Genomic DNA, 19,501 nt, shown 5'->3' with positions numbered 1-19,501 from the left:
AAAATCAGCTCGTATTGTCGGGTGCCGCTGAGGGTCACACCGGGCGCGACGGAAACGCCCGCTCGATGATCGCGGCGTGATCGAAGCGTGCAGGCAGCGTGCCGAATACGCGGTCGCAGTCGGCGTCGTGCTCGTCGAGGCGCGTGGCGATGAACGCTTCGGCCACCTCCGGCGGGCCGTCGCGCAGCAGCATGGCCTGCGCGATCAGCACGATCTGCTGCGCGATGCGCCGCGCGCTCGCCTCGCGCGTGCCCGGCGCGCCGTTGAGCAGCACCGAGAGGCGGCCGAGCGCGGCGCTCAGAACCGGGTGAGTCTGCGCGTCGCGCCGCCACGCGAGAAAGAGCGCCTGGGCGGCGTCGGCCTCGCGCTCCAGCGCGCGCAGCACGTCGAGGCACATCACGTTGCCCGAGCCTTCCCAGATCGAGTTGACGGGCGCTTCGCGGTAGAAGCGCGCCATCGGCCCTTCCTCGACGTAACCGTTGCCGCCCCAGACTTCCATGGCCTCGCCCGTGAACGCGAGCGCGCGCTTGCAGACCCAGAACTTCGCAGCCGGCGTGACGATGCGACGCCAGGCGCGCGCTTCGAGCGACGGGTCGTCCGTATCGCCGGGTTTCGCGTCGGCGCTGTCTTCGAAGGCGCGCGCAAGACGCATGAAGAGCGCCGTCGCCGCTTCCGATTCGAGCGCGAGATCGGCGAGCACGTTTTGCATGAGCGGCTGCTGCGCGAGCACGCGGCCGAACGCGCTGCGGTGGCGCGCGTGGTGGATCGCCTGCACGAGCGCCGCGCGCATGAGCGCCGCGCTGCCGATCACGCAGTCGAGCCGCGTGTAGTTCGCCATCTCGATGATGGTCGGCACGCCGCGGCCTTCGTCGCCGATCATGACGCCGTACGCATCGAAGAACTCCACTTCGCTGCTCGCGTTCGAGCGGTTGCCGAGCTTGTTCTTCAGGCGCTGCACATTGACCGCGTTTTTCGTGCCGTCCGGCCGGTAGCGCGGCACGAAAAAGCATGAGAGTCCGGGGGCGCCCGAGCCGCCGTGCTCGGTGGTGCGCGCTAGTACGAGATGAGCGTCGCACTGCGGCGCCGAGAAAAACCACTTGTGGCCGGTGAGCAGATACGCCGCGCTGCGTCCGGTTTCGACGCCTGCTGGGCGCGCCTCGGTGCGGTTGCTGCGCACGTCCGAGCCGCCTTGCTTCTCCGTCATGCCCATGCCGATCATCATCGAGCGCTTCTGCGCGAGCGGCAGGTCGCGCGCGTCGTGCTCGCGCGTGTAGAGCGGCGCGCGCAGCGTTTCGAACAGCGCCGTCTCGCGCTGCAGCACGGCAATGCTCGCGAACGTCATGGTCAGCGGGCACAACGAGCCCGATTCGAGCTGCGCGTGCAGGAAGTAGCCCGCGCAGCGCGCGGCCATCGCGCCGGGCCGCGGGTCCGAATACGGCAGTGCGTGCAGCCCTTCTTTGCGCAACAGCGCGAGCAGCTCGTGCCAGGCGGGGTGGAATTCGATCGCGTCGATACGCTCGCCGCACGGGCTGTGCGTGTGCAGTTCGGGCTCGTGGCGGTTGGCGAGGTCCGCGAGCGCGAGCGTTTGCGCCTTGCCGAGCGTCTCGCCGTGGCGAGTGAGCGTTTCGCGGTGCCAGTTCGCGCACGCGCGCGCGAGGGCCTCGCCGAGCGCGGCGTCGGTGGTGAAGAGGTTGTAGTCGGCGAGCGGCGGCGCCTGGTTCGTCACTTCGTGGGTCGTGCCGGGGCGATGCGTGACTTCCGTCGGGTTCATCTGCCTGTCTCCGATGCAAGGCTTGCGGTGCGCGGCGTGCTTCACGCGCGGCCGTTCGTGTTCTGTTCGCTGTCGTGACGGGGAGGCGTGCGCAGCGGCCGTTCCATGGGAAGCGTCCGTGAGGTGAGTGATTCTTGTGCGCTCCAGCGCTCCCTTTGCCGCTTGCTGGAATCTTGCGGGTTTCAGCTCTGGCGGCCGAACCGCCTTCCATCATAGGCGTCGATGCGCCGTCAGGTTTAGAGGGGATGCTCTGACATAAAAGCTGACCTCGGAATCAGACGCTTCCTACAATGCGCCATTGAAGCCGAAAACGAACGAGCGTGCAAATAGCGCGCCGGTGCCTCGCAAGAGGCAGGCCGACAGGACGGAGACGATGCAATACGACTACATCATCGTAGGCGGCGGCTCGGGCGGCGCGTCGCTCGCGGGCCGGCTGGCCGACCGTTGCCCGCAGGCGAGCATCGCGCTCGTCGAGGCCGGCCCGCACACGGCGCGCAACCCGTTCGTCAACATGCCGCTCGGCGTCGCCGCGCTCGTCCCGTTTCGCACGAAAAACAACTACGCCTATGAAACCGTGCCGCAGCCGGGACTCGCCGGACGGCGCGGTTACCAGCCACGCGGTCGCGGCTTCGGCGGCTCGAGCACCATCAACGCGATGATTTACACGCGCGGCCATCCGCTCGACTACGACGAATGGGCGCAGCTCGGCTGCAAGGGCTGGGCGTGGCGAGACGTGCTGCCGTACTTTCTGCGCGCCGAGGACAACGAGCGCGGCGCGAGCGCCTGGCATGGCGCGGGTGGCCCGCTAGGCGTGGCCGACCTGCGCGAGCGCAACCCGGTCGCCGCGCGCTTCGTCGAGGCCGCTCGCGAGGCGGGCTTTCGCCTGAACGACGACTTCAACGGCGAGGAACAGGAGGGCGTCGGCTTCTATCAGGTGACGCAGCGCGGCGGCGAACGCTGCACGGTGGCGCGCGCGTATCTGTATGGGCGAGAGCGGCCGAACCTGCATCTGATCGCCGACGCGACGGTCCTGCGCGTGAGCTTCGACGGCGCGCGCGCGAGCGGCGTGGAGCTTGCGCGCAGCGGCGCGATCGAGACCCTGCAGGCGCGCGCCGAGGTGATCCTCGCGGCGGGCGCGTTCAACTCGCCGCAATTGCTGATGTGCTCGGGCATCGGTCCCGCCGACGAACTGCGCGCGCTCGGCATTGCGGTGCGCCACGACGCGCCCGAAGTCGGCCGCAACCTGATCGACCATATCGATTTCACTTTCAACAAGCGCGTGCATTCGAGCGACACCGTGGGCTACTCGCTGCGCGGCGCGGCGCGCATGACCGCGGGCTTCGTGCGGTATCTGCAGGGGCGGCGCGGCATGCTCACGACCAACGTGGCGGAGGCGGGCGGCTTTCTGAAGAGCCGCCCCGAACTCGACCGGCCCGACCTGCAGCTGCACTTCTGCACGGCGCTCGTCGACGATCACAGCCGCCGCCTGCATTGGGGCCATGGCTATTCGCTGCACGTGTGCGTGCTGCGCCCGGCGAGCCGCGGCACGGTCACGCTCGCGAGCGCCGACGCGCGCGCGGCGCCCGTGATCGACCCGCGCTTTCTCTGCGATCCGCGCGATCTCGACGCGCTCACGCAGGGCGCGCGCCTCGCGCGTCGCATACTCGACGCGCCCGCACTGGCGCAGCTGGGCGGCCTCGAACTCTACACGCATGGCGAGCAGAGCGAGGCGCAATTGCGCGAGACGATCGCCCGCCATGCCGACACGATCTATCACCCCGTCGCGACCTGCCGCATGGGCGGCGACGCGCGCTCCGTCGTCGATCCGCAGTTGCGCGTGCGCGGCGTGACGGGACTGCGCATCGCCGACGCCTCGGTCATGCCGACGCTCATCGGCGGCAACACGAATGCGCCGAGCGTGATGATCGGCGAGCGTGCGGCCGACTTCATCGTACAAGCGAGATAGGAGCGCGATACGGCGCTTCAGCGCGTCGACGCCTGACGTTTCGCGTTTCCTGTTCCGTTGTTTTGTCTCATCGCAGGCTTCAGCCAGCCTTGCCCGGCTGTTTCTCCATCCCCGGCGGATGCACGAAGTCATCGAGAAACGTGAAGGGCTTGCCGTACTCCGAGCGCGCGACGTCGAGCCACGCACGCGCCGCGTGCGAGAGATAGCCGCTGCGTTTCCAGCCGATCGCCATGTCCCAGGTGATTTGCGGCTCGCTCACGGGCAGGCAGGTGAAGCGTTCGGCGTCGAGCCGGCGCACGTACGGCGCGGGCAGCAGCGCAATGCCCACGCCCGCGAGCACGAGCGCTGCCATCAGGTCCCAGTGACCGCTGCGCCCCACCACCTGCGGCACGAAGCCGGCCGTGCGGCACGCGTTCAGCACGACGTCGTTGAGCGCGAGGCTTTCGCCGTAGAACACGAACGGCTCGCCAGCCAGCTCCGCGAGCGGCACGGCGAGCTTGTTGTCCCAGCGCGAGCCGCGCCGCGCGACGAGCCACAGCAGCTCGTGCGAGATCGGCAAGACGTCGATCAGCGCGGGGTCGACAGGCAGCAGCACGCCGCCCAGTTCCAGCTCGCCCGAGATCAGCGCGGCTTCGATGGCGCGCGAGCCCTGCTCGAAAAGCTTCAGCTCGATCTTCGGATAGCGCTGGCGGAACGTCGCGATGGCGGGCGTGAAAAGCGAGCCGCCCATCGGCGGAATGCCGATGGTGAGTTCGCCGCGCCCGAGCGTGCCGAGATCGGCGAGTTCGGCCTGTAGCTGCGCCTGCGCGGCGAGCACGTCCTGGCCGCGCTGGTAGACGATGCGCCCGGCGTCGGTGAGCACCATCTGGCGCGCGTCGCGCAGCAGGAGCTGGGTGCCGGTCTCGTCTTCGAGCGCCTTCACCATCTTGCTGATGGTCGGCTGGGTGACATGCAGTTTTTCGGCCGCGGCGGTGAAGCTCTGTTGCCGCACCACCTCGATGAAATAGCGAAGCGCGCGCAGTTCCACGATCGGGACTCCACAAATGTGCAGGAAACACGCTCAGCCGGGTGCTGAGTTGGTGCATTCCAATATGGAATGTAGCAGATGACCTTAAGTCATTATGTTTATGCTGCGCTGCACCCTATACTGACTTCCATTCCAGTGTCACTTAGGGTTTGCCATGACTACCTCCACCGCGACCGCGAAAGTCTCCGAAAGCGCTGAGCGCAACGTGGGCGGCATGGCGAGCTTCGGGCGCCGTATTGGCCGCATTACCGTGCAATCGGCGCTGCTCGCGGGCATCTGGTACGCCGCCGACGCCCTCACGCGCGTCACCCACCTGCCGGTGCCGGGCGGCGTGGTTGGCTTGGTGCTGCTGCTCGCGCTGCTCTTTTGCGGCGGCGTCGCGCCGCGCTGGGTAAAGGCGGGCGCCGACTGGCTGCTCTCCGACATGCTGCTGTTCTTCATCCCGGCCGCTGTGGCAGCCGTGAAATACGGCGGCCTCTTTCGCGCCGACGGCTGGCGTCTCGCGCTCGTCGTGGTCGGCGGCACGCTCATGGTGATGGTGGCCGTGGCGTTCGCGGTCGAACAGGCCGCAAAGCTCGAACGGCGCCTCGCGCTGCGCCGCGTGCGCGATTCGCGGCACTCGCGCCACCTGGCGCGGGCTTGAGGCTGCAACGTCCTGAATAGAGTGAGGGGGAATCCGTCATGAACACGTTTTATGCGTCCCTGTTCGCCGACGACGCGGCACGGCTCATCGCCGCCGGCTGCTTCATCCTCACCGTTGCGCTCTATTTCGCCTCGAAGGCGCTCTATGCGCGCTTTCGCTCGCCGTGGCTCACGCCGCTCGTCGCGGTGCCCGCGGTGCTCGGCGTGTTCGTGCTGGCGCTCCATATTCCGTACCCCGTGTACTTCCAGGACACGCGCTGGCTCATGTGGCTGCTCGGCCCGGCCACCGTGGCCTTCGCGGTGCCGATCTACGAGTACCGCGACCTGCTCAGGCGCCACTGGATCTCGCTTACCGTGGGCGTGACGGTCGGCATCGTCGTAGCGGTGGGCGGCTCGCTCGCGCTGGCCAAGCTCCTGCACCTGTCGCCCGATCTGCAGCGCAGCCTGATGACGCGCTCGATCTCCACGCCGTTCGCGCTCGCGGTGTCGGACAAGATCCACGCGCCGCGCGACCTCACCGCGCTGTTCGTGATCGCCACGGGCGTGTGCGGCATGCTGTTCGGCGAACTCGTGCTCGGCCTCGTGCCGCTGCGCACGCGGCTTGCACGCGGCGCGCTGTTCGGCGCGGCGGCGCACGGCGTGGGCACGGCGAAGGCGCGCGAGCTGGGCAGCGAAGAAGGCGTGGTGGCGAGCCTCACGATGATGATCGCGGGCGTGGTGATGGTGCTGCTCGCGCCCGCGCTCGGGTTTCTGCCCGTTTGAAGTCCGGCGGGTGCGTTCGCGCCCGCTTTATCGCAGACGCGCACGTCGCAGACGCGCATGTCGCCAACGCGCATGTCGCCAACGCGCATGTCGCCAACGCGCATGTCGCCAACGCGCGCATGCGCGGACACCATCCCGATTTGCTACAATCTCGGCTCGCTTTCGAGGAGCGTTGCGACGGGTTTTCTGTAACCCGCCAGGCTCGAAAGTGCTTCAATCCGGTTGAGTCCACTGAATCAATCGCACTGAAACGGCGCTCACGTCTTTAATTTCTAGTCACTTTTAGAAAGGAGGGCGTGATGAACGCCGCAGTTCCGCAAGATCAAGCCAAAGATTTCATCGTCGCCGATATGTCGCTTGCCGCCTGGGGCCGCAAGGAACTGAACATCGCCGAAACCGAAATGCCGGGCCTCGTGCAGACCCGCGAAGAGTACAAGGCGCAGCAGCCGCTCAAGGGTGCGCGCATCGCGGGCTCGCTGCACATGACGATCCAGACGGGCGTGCTGATCGAGACGCTGACGGCGCTCGGCGCCGACGTCCGCTGGGCGTCGTGCAACATCTTCTCGACGCAAGACCACGCCGCCGCCGCGATCGCGCAGGGCGGCGTGCCGGTGTTCGCGTTCAAGGGCGAATCGCTCGACGAATACTGGGAGTTCTCGCACCGCATCTTCGAATGGCCGAACGGCGAGTTCGCCAACATGATCCTCGACGACGGCGGCGACGCCACGCTCCTGCTGATCCTCGGCTCGAAGGCTGAAAAGGACCGCTCGGTCATCGCCAAGCCCACGAACGAAGAGGAAGTCGCGCTCTACAAGTCGATCGCCGCGCACCTCGACGTCGATCCGCAGTGGTACTCGAAGCGCCTTTCGCACATCCAGGGCGTGACCGAAGAAACCACGACGGGCGTGCACCGCCTGTATCAGATGGAGAAGGAAGGCCGTCTGCCGTTCCCGGCGATCAACGTCAACGACTCGGTCACGAAGTCGAAGTTCGACAACCTGTACGGCTGCCGCGAGTCGCTCGTGGACGGCATCAAGCGCGCGACCGACGTGATGATCGCGGGCAAGATCGCGGTCGTGGCCGGTTACGGCGACGTGGGCAAGGGCTGCGCGCAGTCGCTGCGGGGTCTGGGCGCCACGGTGTGGGTCACGGAAATCGATCCGATCTGCGCGCTGCAGGCCGCGATGGAAGGCTACCGCGTCGTGACGATGGAATACGCCGCCGACAAGGCCGACATCTTCGTGACGGCCACCGGCAACTACCACGTGCTGAACCACGATCACCTGAAGGCGATGCGCCACAACGCGATCGTCTGCAACATCGGCCACTTCGACTCGGAAATCGACGTGGCTTCCACGCGCCAGTACGAGTGGGAAAACATCAAGCCGCAAGTCGACCACATCATCTTCCCGGACGGCAAGCGCGTGATCCTGCTGGCCGAAGGCCGCCTCGTGAACCTGGGCTGCGCCACGGGCCACCCGTCGTTCGTGATGTCGAACTCGTTCACGAACCAGACGCTCGCGCAGATCGAACTGTTCACGCAAGGCAAGAAGTACGAGAACAAGGTGTACGTGCTGCCGAAGCACCTCGACGAAAAAGTTGCACGCCTGCACCTCGCGCGCATCGGCGCGAACCTGACCGTGCTGTCCGACGACCAGGCTTCGTACATCGGCGTCGACAAGAACGGACCGTTCAAGCCGAACCACTATCGCTATTAAGCCGATACAACGCGATACAAAACGGGCTGCGGTTTTAAGCCCGTTTTAAGCGGTCAAGCGGATGCTGACCCCAACCCCGCGCGCAACGTGTGGGGACTGCGGGCGGCATCCGCTGCCGGCACCTGGCGATACAAAAGCAACGACGCAAAAGGAGTCCTTATGACCGTGCTGCTGACCTGGCTGATCAACGCGCTCGCGCTCCTGATCATCACCTGGCTCGTTCCGTCGATCCATATTCGCAGTTTCGGCACCGCGCTCATCGTCGCGATCGTGCTCGGCCTCATCAACGCCGTGCTGCGCCCGCTGCTGATCGTGCTCACGCTACCCGTGACCATCCTCACGCTCGGCCTCTTCATCCTCGTGGTGAACGCGCTGTGCTTCTGGCTGGCGGCGTCGCTCCTCAAGGGCTTCGAGGTGTCGGGCTTCTGGTCGGCATTTTTCGGCTCGATCCTGTACAGCATCGTGTCGTGGCTGCTCTCGGCGCTGATTTTCGGCAACCGCAGCCTCGGCTGACGCGGGCCCGGACCGCCCACGTTTGCGGCCCGGCCTCACTGGCCTCATCAACATGAAACCGATCGAACTCTCATTCGAATTCTTCCCGCCGAAGACGCCGGAGGGCGTGGAAAAGCTGCGCGCCACGCGCGCCCAGCTCGTCACGCTCAAGCCGAAGTTTGTCTCGGTGACGTTCGGCGCGGGCGGCTCGACGCAACAGGGCACGCTCGACACCGTCGTCGATATCGCGAAGGAAGGCGTCGAGGCGGCGCCGCACCTCTCGTGCATCGGCTCCTCGAAAGAGGACCTGCGCGCGATTCTCGGCGAGTACCGCTCGCACGGCATCCGTCATATCGTGGCGCTGCGCGGCGACCTGCCCTCGGGCATGGGCGCGGTGGGCGAACTGCGCTACGCGTCGGAACTCGTCGCCTTCATCCGCGAGGAAACCGGCGACGCGTTCCACATCGAAGTGGCCGCGTATCCCGAGTACCACCCGCAGGCGCGTTCGCCGCGCCACGACCTCGAAGCGTTCGCGCAAAAGGTGAAAGCGGGCGCCAATTCGGCGATCACGCAGTACTTCTTCAACGCGGATGCGTATTTCCGCTTCGTCGACGACGCGAAGAAGCTGGGCGTGGATATTCCCATCGTGCCGGGCATCATGCCGATCACGAACTACTCGCAGCTCATGCGCTTTTCGGAGATGTGCGGCGCCGAAGTGCCGCGCTGGGTCGCGAAGCGCCTGGAAAGCTTCGGCGACGATCGCGAGTCGATCCGTGCGTTCGGGCTCGACGTGGTGACCGACCTGTGCCGCCGTCTCGTCGAGGCGGGCGTGCCGGGCATCCACTTCTACACGCTCAACGCGGCGCCGGCCACCAAGGCCATTTGCGAGCGGCTCGGGTTCTAGGGCGCTCGCTCTAGACCCGGCCGGCGGCGACAAACCGCGCGGTTCCCGGACTCCCGGGCCGCGCGGTTTTTTATTGAGACGCGATTGCGCGATTGGCATCAGCAAGGCCGCGCGGCCCGGCTGCGCGCGGCATTTCTGCGCGCTATGTTCCTGATCCAGCAGGAGAAAAAAAGGGGACGAAGCTACGCTGCACCGCAGCACTGCAACGACGACGCCTGTCAACCCGGCGTTTTCCACAGGCGACGGGACTTTTGGCTTGCTTGTGACTGCGGCACGTGCTCAAGTAAGATCGCGCTACGCTGGCGCAAGCCGGCATTGAACTGGAGGAAACATGAAAGAAAACAAACTGTTGCGGGCTGCCCGAATGACGTCTCTCGTGGCGCTCGCAGCGGCATCGATTGCTGGAGCCCCGCTCGCGCACGCCGCGCAAAGCATTCCGAACAAGACGCTCGTCTACTGCTCGGAAGGCAGCCCCGCTGGCTTCGACCCGGCCCAATACACGACCGGCACCGACTTCACCGCGAACACGTTCACCGTCTACAACCGCCTCGTCGAGTTCGAGCGCGGCGGCACCAAGGTCGAACCGGGTCTCGCAGAATCGTGGGACGTGTCCCAGGACGGCAAGACCTACACGTTCCATCTGCGTCATGGCGTGAAGTTCCAGACCACCTCGTTCTTCAAGCCCACGCGCGAATTCAATGCGGACGACGTCGTGTTCTCGTTCGACCGCATGCTCGACCCGAACAATGCGTTCCGCAAGGCGTACCCGGTGTCGTTCCCGTACTTCACGGACATGGGCCTCGACAAGCTGATCGCGAAGGTCGAAAAGGTCGATCCGTACACGGTCAAGTTCACGCTGAACGAGCCGAACGCGCCGTTCATCCAGAACATGGCGATGGAGTTCGCCTCGATCCTCTCGGCTGAATACGCGGATCAGCTGATGAAGGCCGGCAAGGCCGCCGACATCAACCAGTTCCCGGTCGGCACGGGGCCGTTCATCTTCAAGAGCTACACGAAGGACGCGACCATCCGCTACGACGGCAATCCCGACTACTGGAAGCCGGGCGCCGTGAAGCTCTCGAAGCTGATCTTCTCGATCACGCCGGACGCCAGCGTGCGCGTGCAGAAGATCAAGCGCGACGAATGCCAGGTGATGAGCTATCCGCGTCCCGCCGACATCGCGCCGCTGAAAGCCGAGCCGAACATCGCGATGCCGTCGCAGCCGGGCTTCAACCTGGGCTACCTGTCGTACAACGTCACGCACAAGCCGCTCGACAACGCGGACGTGCGTCACGCGCTCGACATGGCGATCAACAAGAAGGCGATCATCGAGTCGGTGTACCAGGGTGCGGGCCAGCTGGCGACCAATCCGATGCCGCCGACGCAGTGGTCCTACTACAAGAACCTGCCGGCCAATGCGTACGATCCGGAAAAGGCCAAGGCGCTGCTCGCCAAGGCTGGCGTGTCGAACGGCTTCGAGATCACGCTGTGGGCCATGCCCGTGCAGCGCGCCTACAACCCGAACGCACGCTTGATGGCCGAAATGATCCAGGCCGACTGGGCCAAGATCGGCGTGAAGGCGAAGATCGTCACGTATGAGTGGGGCGAGTACATCAAGCGCGCCCACGCAGGCGAGGACGATTCGATGCTGATCGGCTGGACGGGCGACAACGGCGACCCCGACAACTGGCTCGGCACGCTGCTCGGTTGCGAAGCCGTGAACGGCAACAACTTCGGCAAGTGGTGCTACAAGCCGTTCGACGACCTGATCCAGAAGGGCCGTCAGACCTCGGACGTGGCGCAGCGCACGAAGTTCTACCAGCAGGCGCAGCAGATCTTCGCGCAGCAACTGCCGTTCTCGCCGATCGCTCACTCGACCGTCTATCAGCCGGTCAGCAAGAAGGTCACCGACATGCGCATCGAACCGCTCGGCTACGCGCGCTTCGACGGCGTGGGCATGCAGTAAGGATAATCGGGTAAGACTTTCCGCTCGGTCCGCACATCAGCCAGGACCGGCGGAAAATGGTCCGGCGACCGGGGTCACGAGCCCCTGTCGCCGGTTGCGTTTCATTTCAAGCTTTTGGGGGAACACCACATGTTCCGCTTCGTACTGCGCCGCATCGGCATGGTCATACCCACGTTCATCGGTATTACCATCCTTGCGTTCGCACTCATCCACCTGATTCCGGGCGACCCCATCGAAGTGATGATGGGCGAGCGCGGCGTCGATCCGCAAATGCACGCCGAGGCGATGCACCGCCTGGGGCTCGACGAGCCCCTGCCGATGCAGTATGTGCACTACGTCTGGCACGCCGTGCACGGCAATCTCGGCACCTCGATCATCACCAACACGAGCGTGATGGGCGAGTTTCTCGCGCGCTTTCCCGCCACCGTCGAGCTGTCGATCTGCGCGCTCATTTTCGCGCTCGTGATCGGCTTGCCCGCCGGCGTGTTCGCGGCACTGCGGCGCGGCACCGTCGTCGATCACGGCGTCATGGGCACCGCGCTCACCGGCTACTCCATGCCGATCTTCTGGTGGGGGCTCATCCTCATCATGGTGTTCTCGTCGAAGCTCGGCTGGACGCCGGTGTCGGGCCGCATCGCGGTGGAATTCGACATTCCGCACGTGACCGGCTTCATGCTGATCGACTCGCTCCTGCCCGGCACCGACGAAGGCGCGTTCAGGTCGGTGCTGAGCCACCTGATCCTGCCGGCCATCGTGCTCGGCACGATTCCGCTCGCCGTGATCGCGCGCATGACGCGCTCGTCCATGCTCGAAGTGCTGCGCGAGGACTACATCCGCACCGCACGCGCCAAGGGGCTTTCGCCCGTGCGCGTGATCGTCGTGCACGCGCTGCGCAACGCGCTCATTCCCGTGGTGACCGTGATCGGCCTGCAGGTCGGCACGCTGCTCGCGGGCGCGGTGCTCACCGAAACGCTGTTCTCCTGGCCCGGCATCGGCAAATGGCTGATCGACGCGATCAGCCGGCGCGACTATCCGGTGGTGCAAGGCGGGATTCTCATGATCGCGACGCTCGTGATCGTCGTGAACCTGTTCGTCGATCTGCTGTACGGCGTGCTCAACCCGCGCATTCGACATACGAGGTAAGCGAGCCATGACAATGCGAACCCCACAACACCACATTCAACACCAGGAGGCATGATGGCTGACATTCAGAACACCGTGCCTCGCGCCGTCACGCCGCCTTCGGGCCGCGCGCTCGTGCTGCGCGAATTCTGGGCGAACTTCTCGCGCAACAGGGGCGCCGTGGGCGCCGGCTTGATCGTGCTCGCGCTGATCGTCATCGCGATCTTCGCGCCGCTGATCGCGCCGCACAGCCCCATCGAGCAATACCGCGACTACGTGAAGATTCCGCCCGCCTGGCTCGACGGCGGCAACTGGAAGTTCATTCTCGGCACCGACGAAGCAGGCCGCGACATCCTCTCGCGTCTCATGTACGGCGCGCGGCTTTCGCTGTGGATCGGCTGCGTCTCGGTCGTGCTCGCGCTGATTCCGGGCATCGTGCTCGGCCTCGTGGCTGCGTTCTTCGAGAAGTGGGCCGATACGCCGATCATGCGTCTCATGGACGTGCTGCTCGCGCTGCCTTCGCTGCTCCTCGCGGTGGCCGTGGTCGCGATCATCGGTCCGGGTCTCACGAACACCATGCTCGCGATCGCGATCGTGGCGCTGCCCGGCTACGTGCGTCTCACGCGCGGTTCGGCCCTGGGCGAACTGCACAAGGAGTATGTGACTGCTTCGCGCGTGGCCGGTGCCGGCACGCTGCGCCTGATGTTCTCGCAGGTGCTGCCCAACTGTACGGCTCCGCTCATCGTGCAGGCCACGCTCGGCTTTTCCTCGGCGATCCTCGACGCCGCCGCGCTCGGCTTCCTCGGCCTCGGCGTGCAGCCGCCGCGTGCGGAGTGGGGCGCGATGCTCGCCTCGGCGCGCGATTACATCGACAGCGCATGGTGGATCGTCACGATGCCGGGTCTGTCCATCCTCATTTCGGTGCTCGCGATCAACCTGCTCGGCGACGGGCTGCGCGACGCGCTCGATCCCAAGCTCAAGCGGATGGCCTGACATGAACAAAGAACTTTTGACCATCCGTAATCTGGCGGTGAACTTCAACGGCCTGCCCGCCGTTGACCGCGTGAATCTGTCGGTCGCGCCTGGCGAAGTGCTCGGCATCGTCGGCGAATCGGGCTCGGGCAAGAGCGTGACGATGATGGCGCTGATGGGCCTCATCGACGCCCCCGGCAAGGTAAGCGCGGATTCGATCACCTTCGACGGCCGCGATCTGCTGGGCGCCACGGGCAAGGAGCGCCGCCGCATCGTGGGCAAGGACATCGCCATGGTGTTCCAGGACGCGCTCACGAGCCTGAACCCGAGCTACACCGTCGGATATCAGATCAAGGAAGTGCTCAAGCTGCACGAGGGCCTGCGCGGCTCCGCGCTGCATGCGCGCGCAATCGAACTGCTCGACCAGGTCGGCATTCCCGACGCGAAGAACCGCATCGACAACTTCCCGCACCAGATGTCGGGCGGCATGAACCAGCGCGTGATGATCGCGATGGCCGTGGCCTGCAACCCGAAGCTGCTGATCGCCGACGAGCCCACCACGGCGCTCGACGTGACGATCCAGGCGCAGATCATGGAGCTGCTCGTGCGTCTGCAGAAGGACCGCGGCATGGCGCTCGTGCTGATCTCGCACGATCTGGCCGTGGTGTCCGAAGTCGCGCAACGCGTGGCCGTGATGTACGCGGGCGAGATCATCGAAACGAACCGCGTGCCGGACATCTTTTCGCGTCCGCATCATCCATATACGGAAGCGCTGCTCGCCGCGATTCCCGAGCACAACAAGGGGGCGATGCGTCTTGCCGCGCTGCCCGGCATGGTGCCCGGCCGCGACGACCGGCCGAGCGGCTGTCTCTTCGCGCCGCGCTGCAAGTATGTGGTGGATGACTGCATGAAGGCGCGGCCCGCGCTCGACGCGGTGACCGATGAGAGCGGCTATGCGCAAGTGCGCTGCATCAAGCCGCTGAACGCGGCGGTGACTCAATCCAGTGGAGGCGCGCGATGAACGCAGTCCAGCAACACGCGGCTCATCAGGACCATCAGGACGACAAGGTTCTCATCGCCGACGATCTCAAGAAGCATTACTCCGTCAAGCGCGGCATGTTCGGCACGGGCACCGTGAAGGCGCTCAATGGCGTGTCGTTCTCGCTCACGCGCGGGCGCACGCTCGCCGTGGTGGGCGAGTCCGGCTGCGGCAAATCGACGCTCGCGCGCCAGCTCACGATGATCGAGCCGCCCACGGCGGGCAAGCTGACCATCGACGGCGAGGACGTTGCGCACGCAAGCGCCGCGAAGATCGCTGCGCTGCGCCGCCGCGTGCAGATGGTGTTCCAGAACCCGTTCGCCTCGCTCAATCCGCGCAAGACCGTGGAGCAGACGCTCGGCGAGCCGCTCGCCATCAACACGCGGCTCACGGCGAGCGAGCGCGCGGACCGCATCGCGCACATGATGCGCATCGTCGGCTTGCGGCCCGAGCACGCCAAGCGCTATCCGCATATGTTTTCGGGCGGCCAGCGCCAGCGCGTGGCGATCGCGCGGGCCATGATTCTCGACCCGCAGATCGTCGTGGCCGACGAGCCGGTTTCCGCGCTCGACGTCTCGATCCAGGCGCAGATTCTCAATCTGTTCATGGACTTGCAGGAGCAGTTCCGCACGAGCTACGTGTTCATCTCGCACAACCTGGCCGTGGTCGAGCACATTGCCGACGACGTGATGGTGATGTACCTGGGCGGCGTGGCGGAACTGGGCGACAAGGACACGGTGATCTCACGGCCGCGCCATCCGTACACGCGCTCGCTGCTCTCGGCCACGCCCGCGATTTTCGAAGCGGACCGCCGCGTGAAGATCAAGCTCGAGGGCGAATTGCCTTCGCCGCTCAACCCGCCGTCTGGTTGCACGTTCCATCAACGTTGTCCATACGCGGTCGATCGGTGTCGTAAGGAAGTGCCTGTTCTTCGCGAAGTGGACGGCCGTCAGGTATCCTGCCATCGTGCAGAGGAGGTGGGGGAAGAGGATGGGCGGCCCATGCCGGCCTGAAGCGACGGCGGCGCGTCGTTTTATTGCTACGCGCCGCCAGTTGATGGGCGGCCGTCGTGCCGCCTTTTTCACTGTTTTTTCCACCGTTTTCTCCGCCGCTCTTTCAATCGTTCCGACTGCCGCGTTTGCCGTGGCGGCCGGGCTGAGTACGGCTGTTCGTGTGACATTCGGTGTGGCTTTTGGTGTGGCATTCGCGGTGGCGTTGCGTGCGGCGTTGAAGAAAGCGTCGAGCGCTGCGGCGCTCACGCTGGCGCTCGCGGTCGGCGTTCTCGCAGGCGCCTCGGGCCCGGCGTTCGCTGGCGGCGCCGTCGCCAACACGCCCGGGGTGCACCCGGCCGTGCCCATGCCGCCGGGCACGGCGCGCGGCGCGAACGGCGGCATTCCCGGCTTTCACGCCGCGCCCGCCGTGCCGAGCTACGCATCGGGCACGACGGCTGGCGGCCCGGTGCGCACCCAGCCTGCGCGCATGCCGTTCTACGTCGCCACGCGCGGCAATCTCACGATCTATCTGCTCGGCACGCTCCATGTGGGCGACCCCGCCGACTACCCGCCCGGCCAGCCGTTTCGCCCGCCGATTCTCGCGGCGCTCGCCGCGTCGCCCATTCTCGCGCTCGAGCTTTCCCCCGACGATCTGCTCGTTTCCCAGGACGACGTCTCGAAATACGGGGTGTGCAAGCGGCCCTGCCTGCCGGGCCTGTTACCCGATCCGCTCTGGCAGAAACTCGAGGCGCGCATGCGCGGCAATCCGGAGGCGCTCGCCGAGATCCGCAAGATGCGGCCGTGGCTCGCCTCGCTGCTTGTGGAAACCTACGACTCGCTGAGCGCCGGCCTGCAGACCGAGTTCGGCACCGAGGCGCAGTTGCAGAACGTGTTCCTGCGCTGGAAGGGCCGCCGCATCGTCGGGCTGGAGACGCTCGGCGAGCAGATGCGCGCCTTCACGAACCTGAGCCTCGCGCAGCAGCGCGAGATGCTCGCCCAGGATCTGGCGCAGACGCCGGCGCAAAACGTGTCCGACGTGCAGACGCTCCTGCACCTGTGGCGCGTGGGCGACGCCGACGCGATCGCCGCATGGGAATCGGCGCGCACCGAAAAGCTTTCGCACGACGCGCGGGTGGCGGCGTCGGTCGACAACCGCATCGTCTACGAGCGCAACCGGCGCTTCGTTTCGCGCATGCAGCAGTACGTGGCGCCGAACAAGCCCCTCTTCGTAGCCGTCGGCGCGCTGCACCTGGGCGGCCCGAAAGGCGTGCTCCAGCTGCTGCGCCAGCGCGGCTTCAATGTCGACCCGGGTTGAGCTGGCTTGGGCCATTGCGCCCGAATCTCGCGGCCGCGCGCGGCCTGAATGCAAAAAAACCGGCTTTCGCCGGCTTTTTTTGCAACCGCATGCGTACGCGGGTCAAAAGCCGAACACATTCAGCAGCACGATATTCGCCGCGAGGATGCCCAGCGCCGTGGGAACCTGCACGCGTATCACCGCGTTCTTGTCGGGCAGCTCCAGCAGCGCCGCGGGCACCATGTTGAAGTTCGCGGCCATCGGCGTCATCAGCGTGCCGCAGTAGCCCGAGAACATGCCGATGGCGGCCATCATCGCCGGATTGACGTGGAACACGCCCACCAGCACCGGCACGCCCACGCCGCCCGTCATCACCGGAAACGCGGCGAAGCCGTTGCCCATGATGATCGTGAAGAGCGCCATGCCCACGCAATAGACCACTACGGCGACGAAGCGCACGTCCATGTTGATGTACGACGTCGTCACGTGCGCCACGGCCTTGCCCACGCCCGCGTCCGAGAACACGAGGCCGAGCATGCCGAGCATCTGCGGCAGGACGGCGGCCCACGAGAGCGCATCGACGAGGCGGCGCGTTTCCTTCATCGACTGGCCGACGCTATCGCGCGTGATGATGCAGGCAATGACGAGCGCGATCACGCAGCCAATGCCGAAGCCGATCAGCGTGACATTCTTCGGGTCGATGAGCGCCTTGCCGCCGAATACGAGATGGCTGGCCGCGAGCGTGAGCACGACGGTAATGACGGGAATGGTGAGCGCGGGCACGAAAAGCTTGTTGCCGAGCCGCTTGGCGCTGGCAATACGCGTCTCGAGCGCAAGCACCTTGGGCTTGGCGGCCGTCACGCCGCCGAGACCCGCGATGAGCGCCATGGCGAGCACCAGCACGCCCACGACTTCGGCGGGCAGCAGGTCGCCGACGAGAAAGATGAGCGCGTAGAGCAGCCAGAAGCCGCCCGCCGTGAAGCGGCGCGGATGCTCGCGGTCCATCACGATCATGCCGCCGACGATCAGCAGCACGATGCCGAGCAGCCAGAAGAGCCAGTTGAGGGTGAGTGTCATGCTTCGTCTCCCTGTGCACGGTCTGCACCCTTGGTGTCGATCGCGCCGCGCGTGCCGCCCAGTTCGCGTTCGAGCTTGCGGTCGAGCAGCCAGAGCCGCGCGCCGTGAATCAGAAACGCGCAGATCGCCGTGGGAATGCCCCAGAACGCCACATGGATCGGCTCGACCGAAACGCCCGCTTCCTTGAGCAGCGTGACCATCAGCACGATCGCGCCGAACGCGACGAAGATGTCCTCGCCGAAGAAGAGGCCCACGTTGTCGGTCGCGGCCGAGTAGGCGCGCAGCTTGTAGCGCACGGCGTCGGAGAGCTTGCCGAAGCGGTTTTCGGTGGCGCCTTCGGCCATCGGCGCGATGAGCGGGCGCACCATCTGCGGATGGCCGCCGAGGCCCGTCAAGCCGACGGCGGCGGTCAGTTCGCGCACGAGCAGATAGACGATGAGCAGACGCCCGGCGGTGGCCGCCTTGATGCTGCCGATCCAGATCTGCGCTCGCTCACGCAGGCCGTGGCGCTCCAGCAGCCCGATCACGGCGAGCGGCAACAGGATGATGAGCGGAATGTTGCGGGTCTTGATGAAGCCGGTGCCGATGGCGGCGAGAATCTTCGCAACCGGAAAGCCCGCGGCGAAACCGGTGACGACGGCCGCCGCGGCGACGATCAGCATCGGATTGAAGCGTAACAGGAAGCCGGCGATGATGACGGCCACGCCGATCAGCGGCCATAAGTTGACGGTGCTCTGCATGTGGATCTCCAAACGTATTGGCTTGTCGTTGATTGCCGCGGATAGCGGCGTTGACTTCGCGGCTCTGATGGCCATTCGTACAACTACGAACCTGCTGGGTATAACTACGCTTGGCAAGCTTGCGCTGCCGAGAGACTGCCTTGTGAAAACCTTCGGTGATACGGCTCGAGCGGCGCGCGGCGCATGCCGCGCGCTTTGCTGCATTCAAACGCGTGGGTCAGGCTTCGCCGGCCCCCGCCGCGCGCACGCCGATGCCTGCGTCGTCGAGCGCCGTGCGGATGCGCCGCGCGAACGCGAGCGCGTGCGGGCCGTCGCCGTGCAGGCAAATGGTCTGCGCGTTGAGCGGCACCCAGGCGCCGTTCACGGCCTGCACGCGCTGCTCGCGGATCATCGCGAGCGTGCGCGCGAGCACGATGTCTTCGTCGTCGAGCAATGCGCCCGGCTCGCTGCGCGGCACGAGCGAGCCGTCCGCGCGATAGCCGCGGTCGGCGAACACTTCCTCGATCGCCACGAGCCCCGCTTCGCGCGCCGCCGTCACAAGGCCGCTGCCCGCGAGCGCGAACACCGTCACGGACGGATCGAAGTCGTGCACGGCGCAGACGATGGCCTCGGCGATCTGCGGGTCACGCGCGGCCTGGTTGTAGAGCGCGCCGTGCGGCTTCACGTGGGCGATGCGTCCGCCTTCGGCCTGGGCGATCGCGGAGAGCGCGCCGAGTTGATACAGCACGCCCGCGTAGATTTCCTCGGGCGGCAGGTTCATTTCCTTGCGGCCGAAGTTCTCGGGGTCGTTGAAGCTCGGATGCGCGCCGATCGACACGCCTTTTTCCACGGCCCAGCGCACGCATTCGCGCATGGCGTTGGCGCCGCCCGCGTGCCAGCCGCACGCGATGTTGGCGGAGCTCACGAGGTCGAGCAGCGCCTCGTCGGAGCCGCAGCCTTCGCCGAGATCGGCGTTCAGATCGATGGTGGTCATGATGTGTTCCTCTTGCTGCTCGTCTTACCGATGGTGCTTGAAAA

At 66.1% G+C, this 19,501-nt stretch carries 17 protein-coding genes and 1 riboswitch; of the genes, 12 read left to right on the top strand and 5 right to left on the bottom strand.

Annotation, left to right across the window (positions count from 1 at the left end; translation table 11 throughout):
- Window positions 1-34 precede the first annotated feature (34 nt).
- Window positions 35-1,771 carry an isovaleryl-CoA dehydrogenase gene (locus M3I56_RS29345; RefSeq protein WP_254356928.1) on the bottom strand — a complete coding sequence of 579 codons (1,737 nt, stop codon included), beginning with the start codon at window positions 1,769-1,771 and terminating at the stop codon, window positions 35-37.
- Window positions 1,772-2,144: 373 nt separating this feature from the next.
- On the opposite strand from M3I56_RS29345, the gene M3I56_RS29340 reads away from it, so the two are divergent.
- Entirely contained in the window at window positions 2,145-3,737 is a 1,593-nt protein-coding gene (locus tag M3I56_RS29340; protein WP_254356927.1) for a GMC family oxidoreductase, read from the top strand.
- Window positions 3,738-3,816: 79 nt separating this feature from the next.
- On the opposite strand, the gene M3I56_RS29335 is transcribed toward M3I56_RS29340, so the two are convergent.
- The gene (locus M3I56_RS29335; protein WP_254356926.1) at window positions 3,817-4,764 is read right to left on the bottom strand and encodes a LysR family transcriptional regulator; all 948 of its coding nucleotides are present in this window, start codon (window positions 4,762-4,764) and stop codon (window positions 3,817-3,819) included.
- A 214-nt stretch (window positions 4,765-4,978) separates the two neighbouring features.
- Here M3I56_RS29335 and M3I56_RS29330 point away from each other — a divergent pair, with 214 nt between their 5' ends.
- From M3I56_RS29330 to M3I56_RS29280, 11 genes are all read left to right on the top strand, one after another.
- Window positions 4,979-5,407 carry a CidA/LrgA family protein gene (locus M3I56_RS29330; RefSeq protein WP_254356938.1) on the top strand — a complete coding sequence of 143 codons (429 nt, stop codon included), beginning with the start codon at window positions 4,979-4,981 and terminating at the stop codon, window positions 5,405-5,407.
- 38 nt (window positions 5,408-5,445) lie between these two features.
- Complete coding sequence (locus M3I56_RS29325) at window positions 5,446-6,168, top strand: LrgB family protein (protein ID WP_254356925.1); 723 nt, start codon at window positions 5,446-5,448, stop codon at window positions 6,166-6,168.
- Window positions 6,169-6,326: 158 nt separating this feature from the next.
- Window positions 6,327-6,434: riboswitch (S-adenosyl-L-homocysteine riboswitch) on the top strand.
- Between the two features lie 33 nt (window positions 6,435-6,467).
- The gene (gene ahcY, locus M3I56_RS29320; RefSeq protein ID WP_254356924.1) at window positions 6,468-7,886 is read left to right on the top strand and encodes an adenosylhomocysteinase; all 1,419 of its coding nucleotides are present in this window, start codon (window positions 6,468-6,470) and stop codon (window positions 7,884-7,886) included.
- Between the two features lie 159 nt (window positions 7,887-8,045).
- On the top strand, window positions 8,046-8,399 hold the full coding sequence (locus tag M3I56_RS29315) for a phage holin family protein (RefSeq protein WP_028203399.1): 354 nt from the start codon (window positions 8,046-8,048) through the stop codon (window positions 8,397-8,399).
- A 52-nt stretch (window positions 8,400-8,451) separates the two neighbouring features.
- Window positions 8,452-9,282, top strand: a complete 831-nt coding sequence (metF, locus tag M3I56_RS29310; protein WP_254356923.1) for a methylenetetrahydrofolate reductase [NAD(P)H] — start codon at window positions 8,452-8,454, stop codon at window positions 9,280-9,282.
- A 331-nt stretch (window positions 9,283-9,613) separates the two neighbouring features.
- The gene (locus M3I56_RS29305; RefSeq protein ID WP_254356922.1) at window positions 9,614-11,248 is read left to right on the top strand and encodes an ABC transporter substrate-binding protein; all 1,635 of its coding nucleotides are present in this window, start codon (window positions 9,614-9,616) and stop codon (window positions 11,246-11,248) included.
- A gap of 129 nt (window positions 11,249-11,377) precedes the next feature.
- Window positions 11,378-12,391, top strand: a complete 1,014-nt coding sequence (locus M3I56_RS29300) for an ABC transporter permease subunit (protein WP_254356921.1) — start codon at window positions 11,378-11,380, stop codon at window positions 12,389-12,391.
- 54 nt (window positions 12,392-12,445) lie between these two features.
- The gene (locus M3I56_RS29295; protein ID WP_254356937.1) at window positions 12,446-13,363 is read left to right on the top strand and encodes an ABC transporter permease subunit; all 918 of its coding nucleotides are present in this window, start codon (window positions 12,446-12,448) and stop codon (window positions 13,361-13,363) included.
- 1 nt (window position 13,364) lies between these two features.
- On the top strand, window positions 13,365-14,363 hold the full coding sequence (locus M3I56_RS29290; RefSeq protein ID WP_028203404.1) for an ABC transporter ATP-binding protein: 999 nt from the start codon (window positions 13,365-13,367) through the stop codon (window positions 14,361-14,363).
- Entirely contained in the window at window positions 14,360-15,394 is a 1,035-nt protein-coding gene (locus tag M3I56_RS29285) for a peptide ABC transporter ATP-binding protein (protein ID WP_254356920.1), read from the top strand. The genes M3I56_RS29290 and M3I56_RS29285 overlap by 4 nt, the downstream gene beginning before the upstream one ends.
- 130 nt (window positions 15,395-15,524) lie before the next feature.
- Window positions 15,525-16,688, top strand: a complete 1,164-nt coding sequence (locus M3I56_RS29280) for a TraB/GumN family protein (protein ID WP_375541810.1) — start codon at window positions 15,525-15,527, stop codon at window positions 16,686-16,688.
- 102 nt (window positions 16,689-16,790) lie between these two features.
- Here the strand turns inward: M3I56_RS29280 and M3I56_RS29275 are convergent, their stop codons facing one another.
- From M3I56_RS29275 to pxpA, 3 genes are all read right to left on the bottom strand, one after another.
- The gene (locus tag M3I56_RS29275; RefSeq protein WP_254356918.1) at window positions 16,791-17,744 is read right to left on the bottom strand and encodes a DUF979 domain-containing protein; all 954 of its coding nucleotides are present in this window, start codon (window positions 17,742-17,744) and stop codon (window positions 16,791-16,793) included.
- A complete protein-coding gene (locus M3I56_RS29270) occupies window positions 17,741-18,484 on the bottom strand; it encodes a DUF969 domain-containing protein (protein ID WP_254356917.1) in 744 nt (247 codons plus the stop codon). The genes M3I56_RS29275 and M3I56_RS29270 overlap by 4 nt, the downstream gene beginning before the upstream one ends.
- Before the next feature lie 217 nt (window positions 18,485-18,701).
- Window positions 18,702-19,457, bottom strand: coding sequence for a 5-oxoprolinase subunit PxpA (gene pxpA, locus M3I56_RS29265; protein WP_254356916.1), 756 nt, complete (start codon window positions 19,455-19,457; stop codon window positions 18,702-18,704).
- Window positions 19,458-19,501 lie beyond the last annotated feature (44 nt).

The sequence above is a fragment of the Paraburkholderia sp. CNPSo 3281 genome (assembly GCF_024206515.1).
GTDB lineage: Bacteria > Pseudomonadota > Gammaproteobacteria > Burkholderiales > Burkholderiaceae > Paraburkholderia > Paraburkholderia nodosa.
This window is presented reverse-complemented; position numbering and strand designations above follow the sequence as displayed.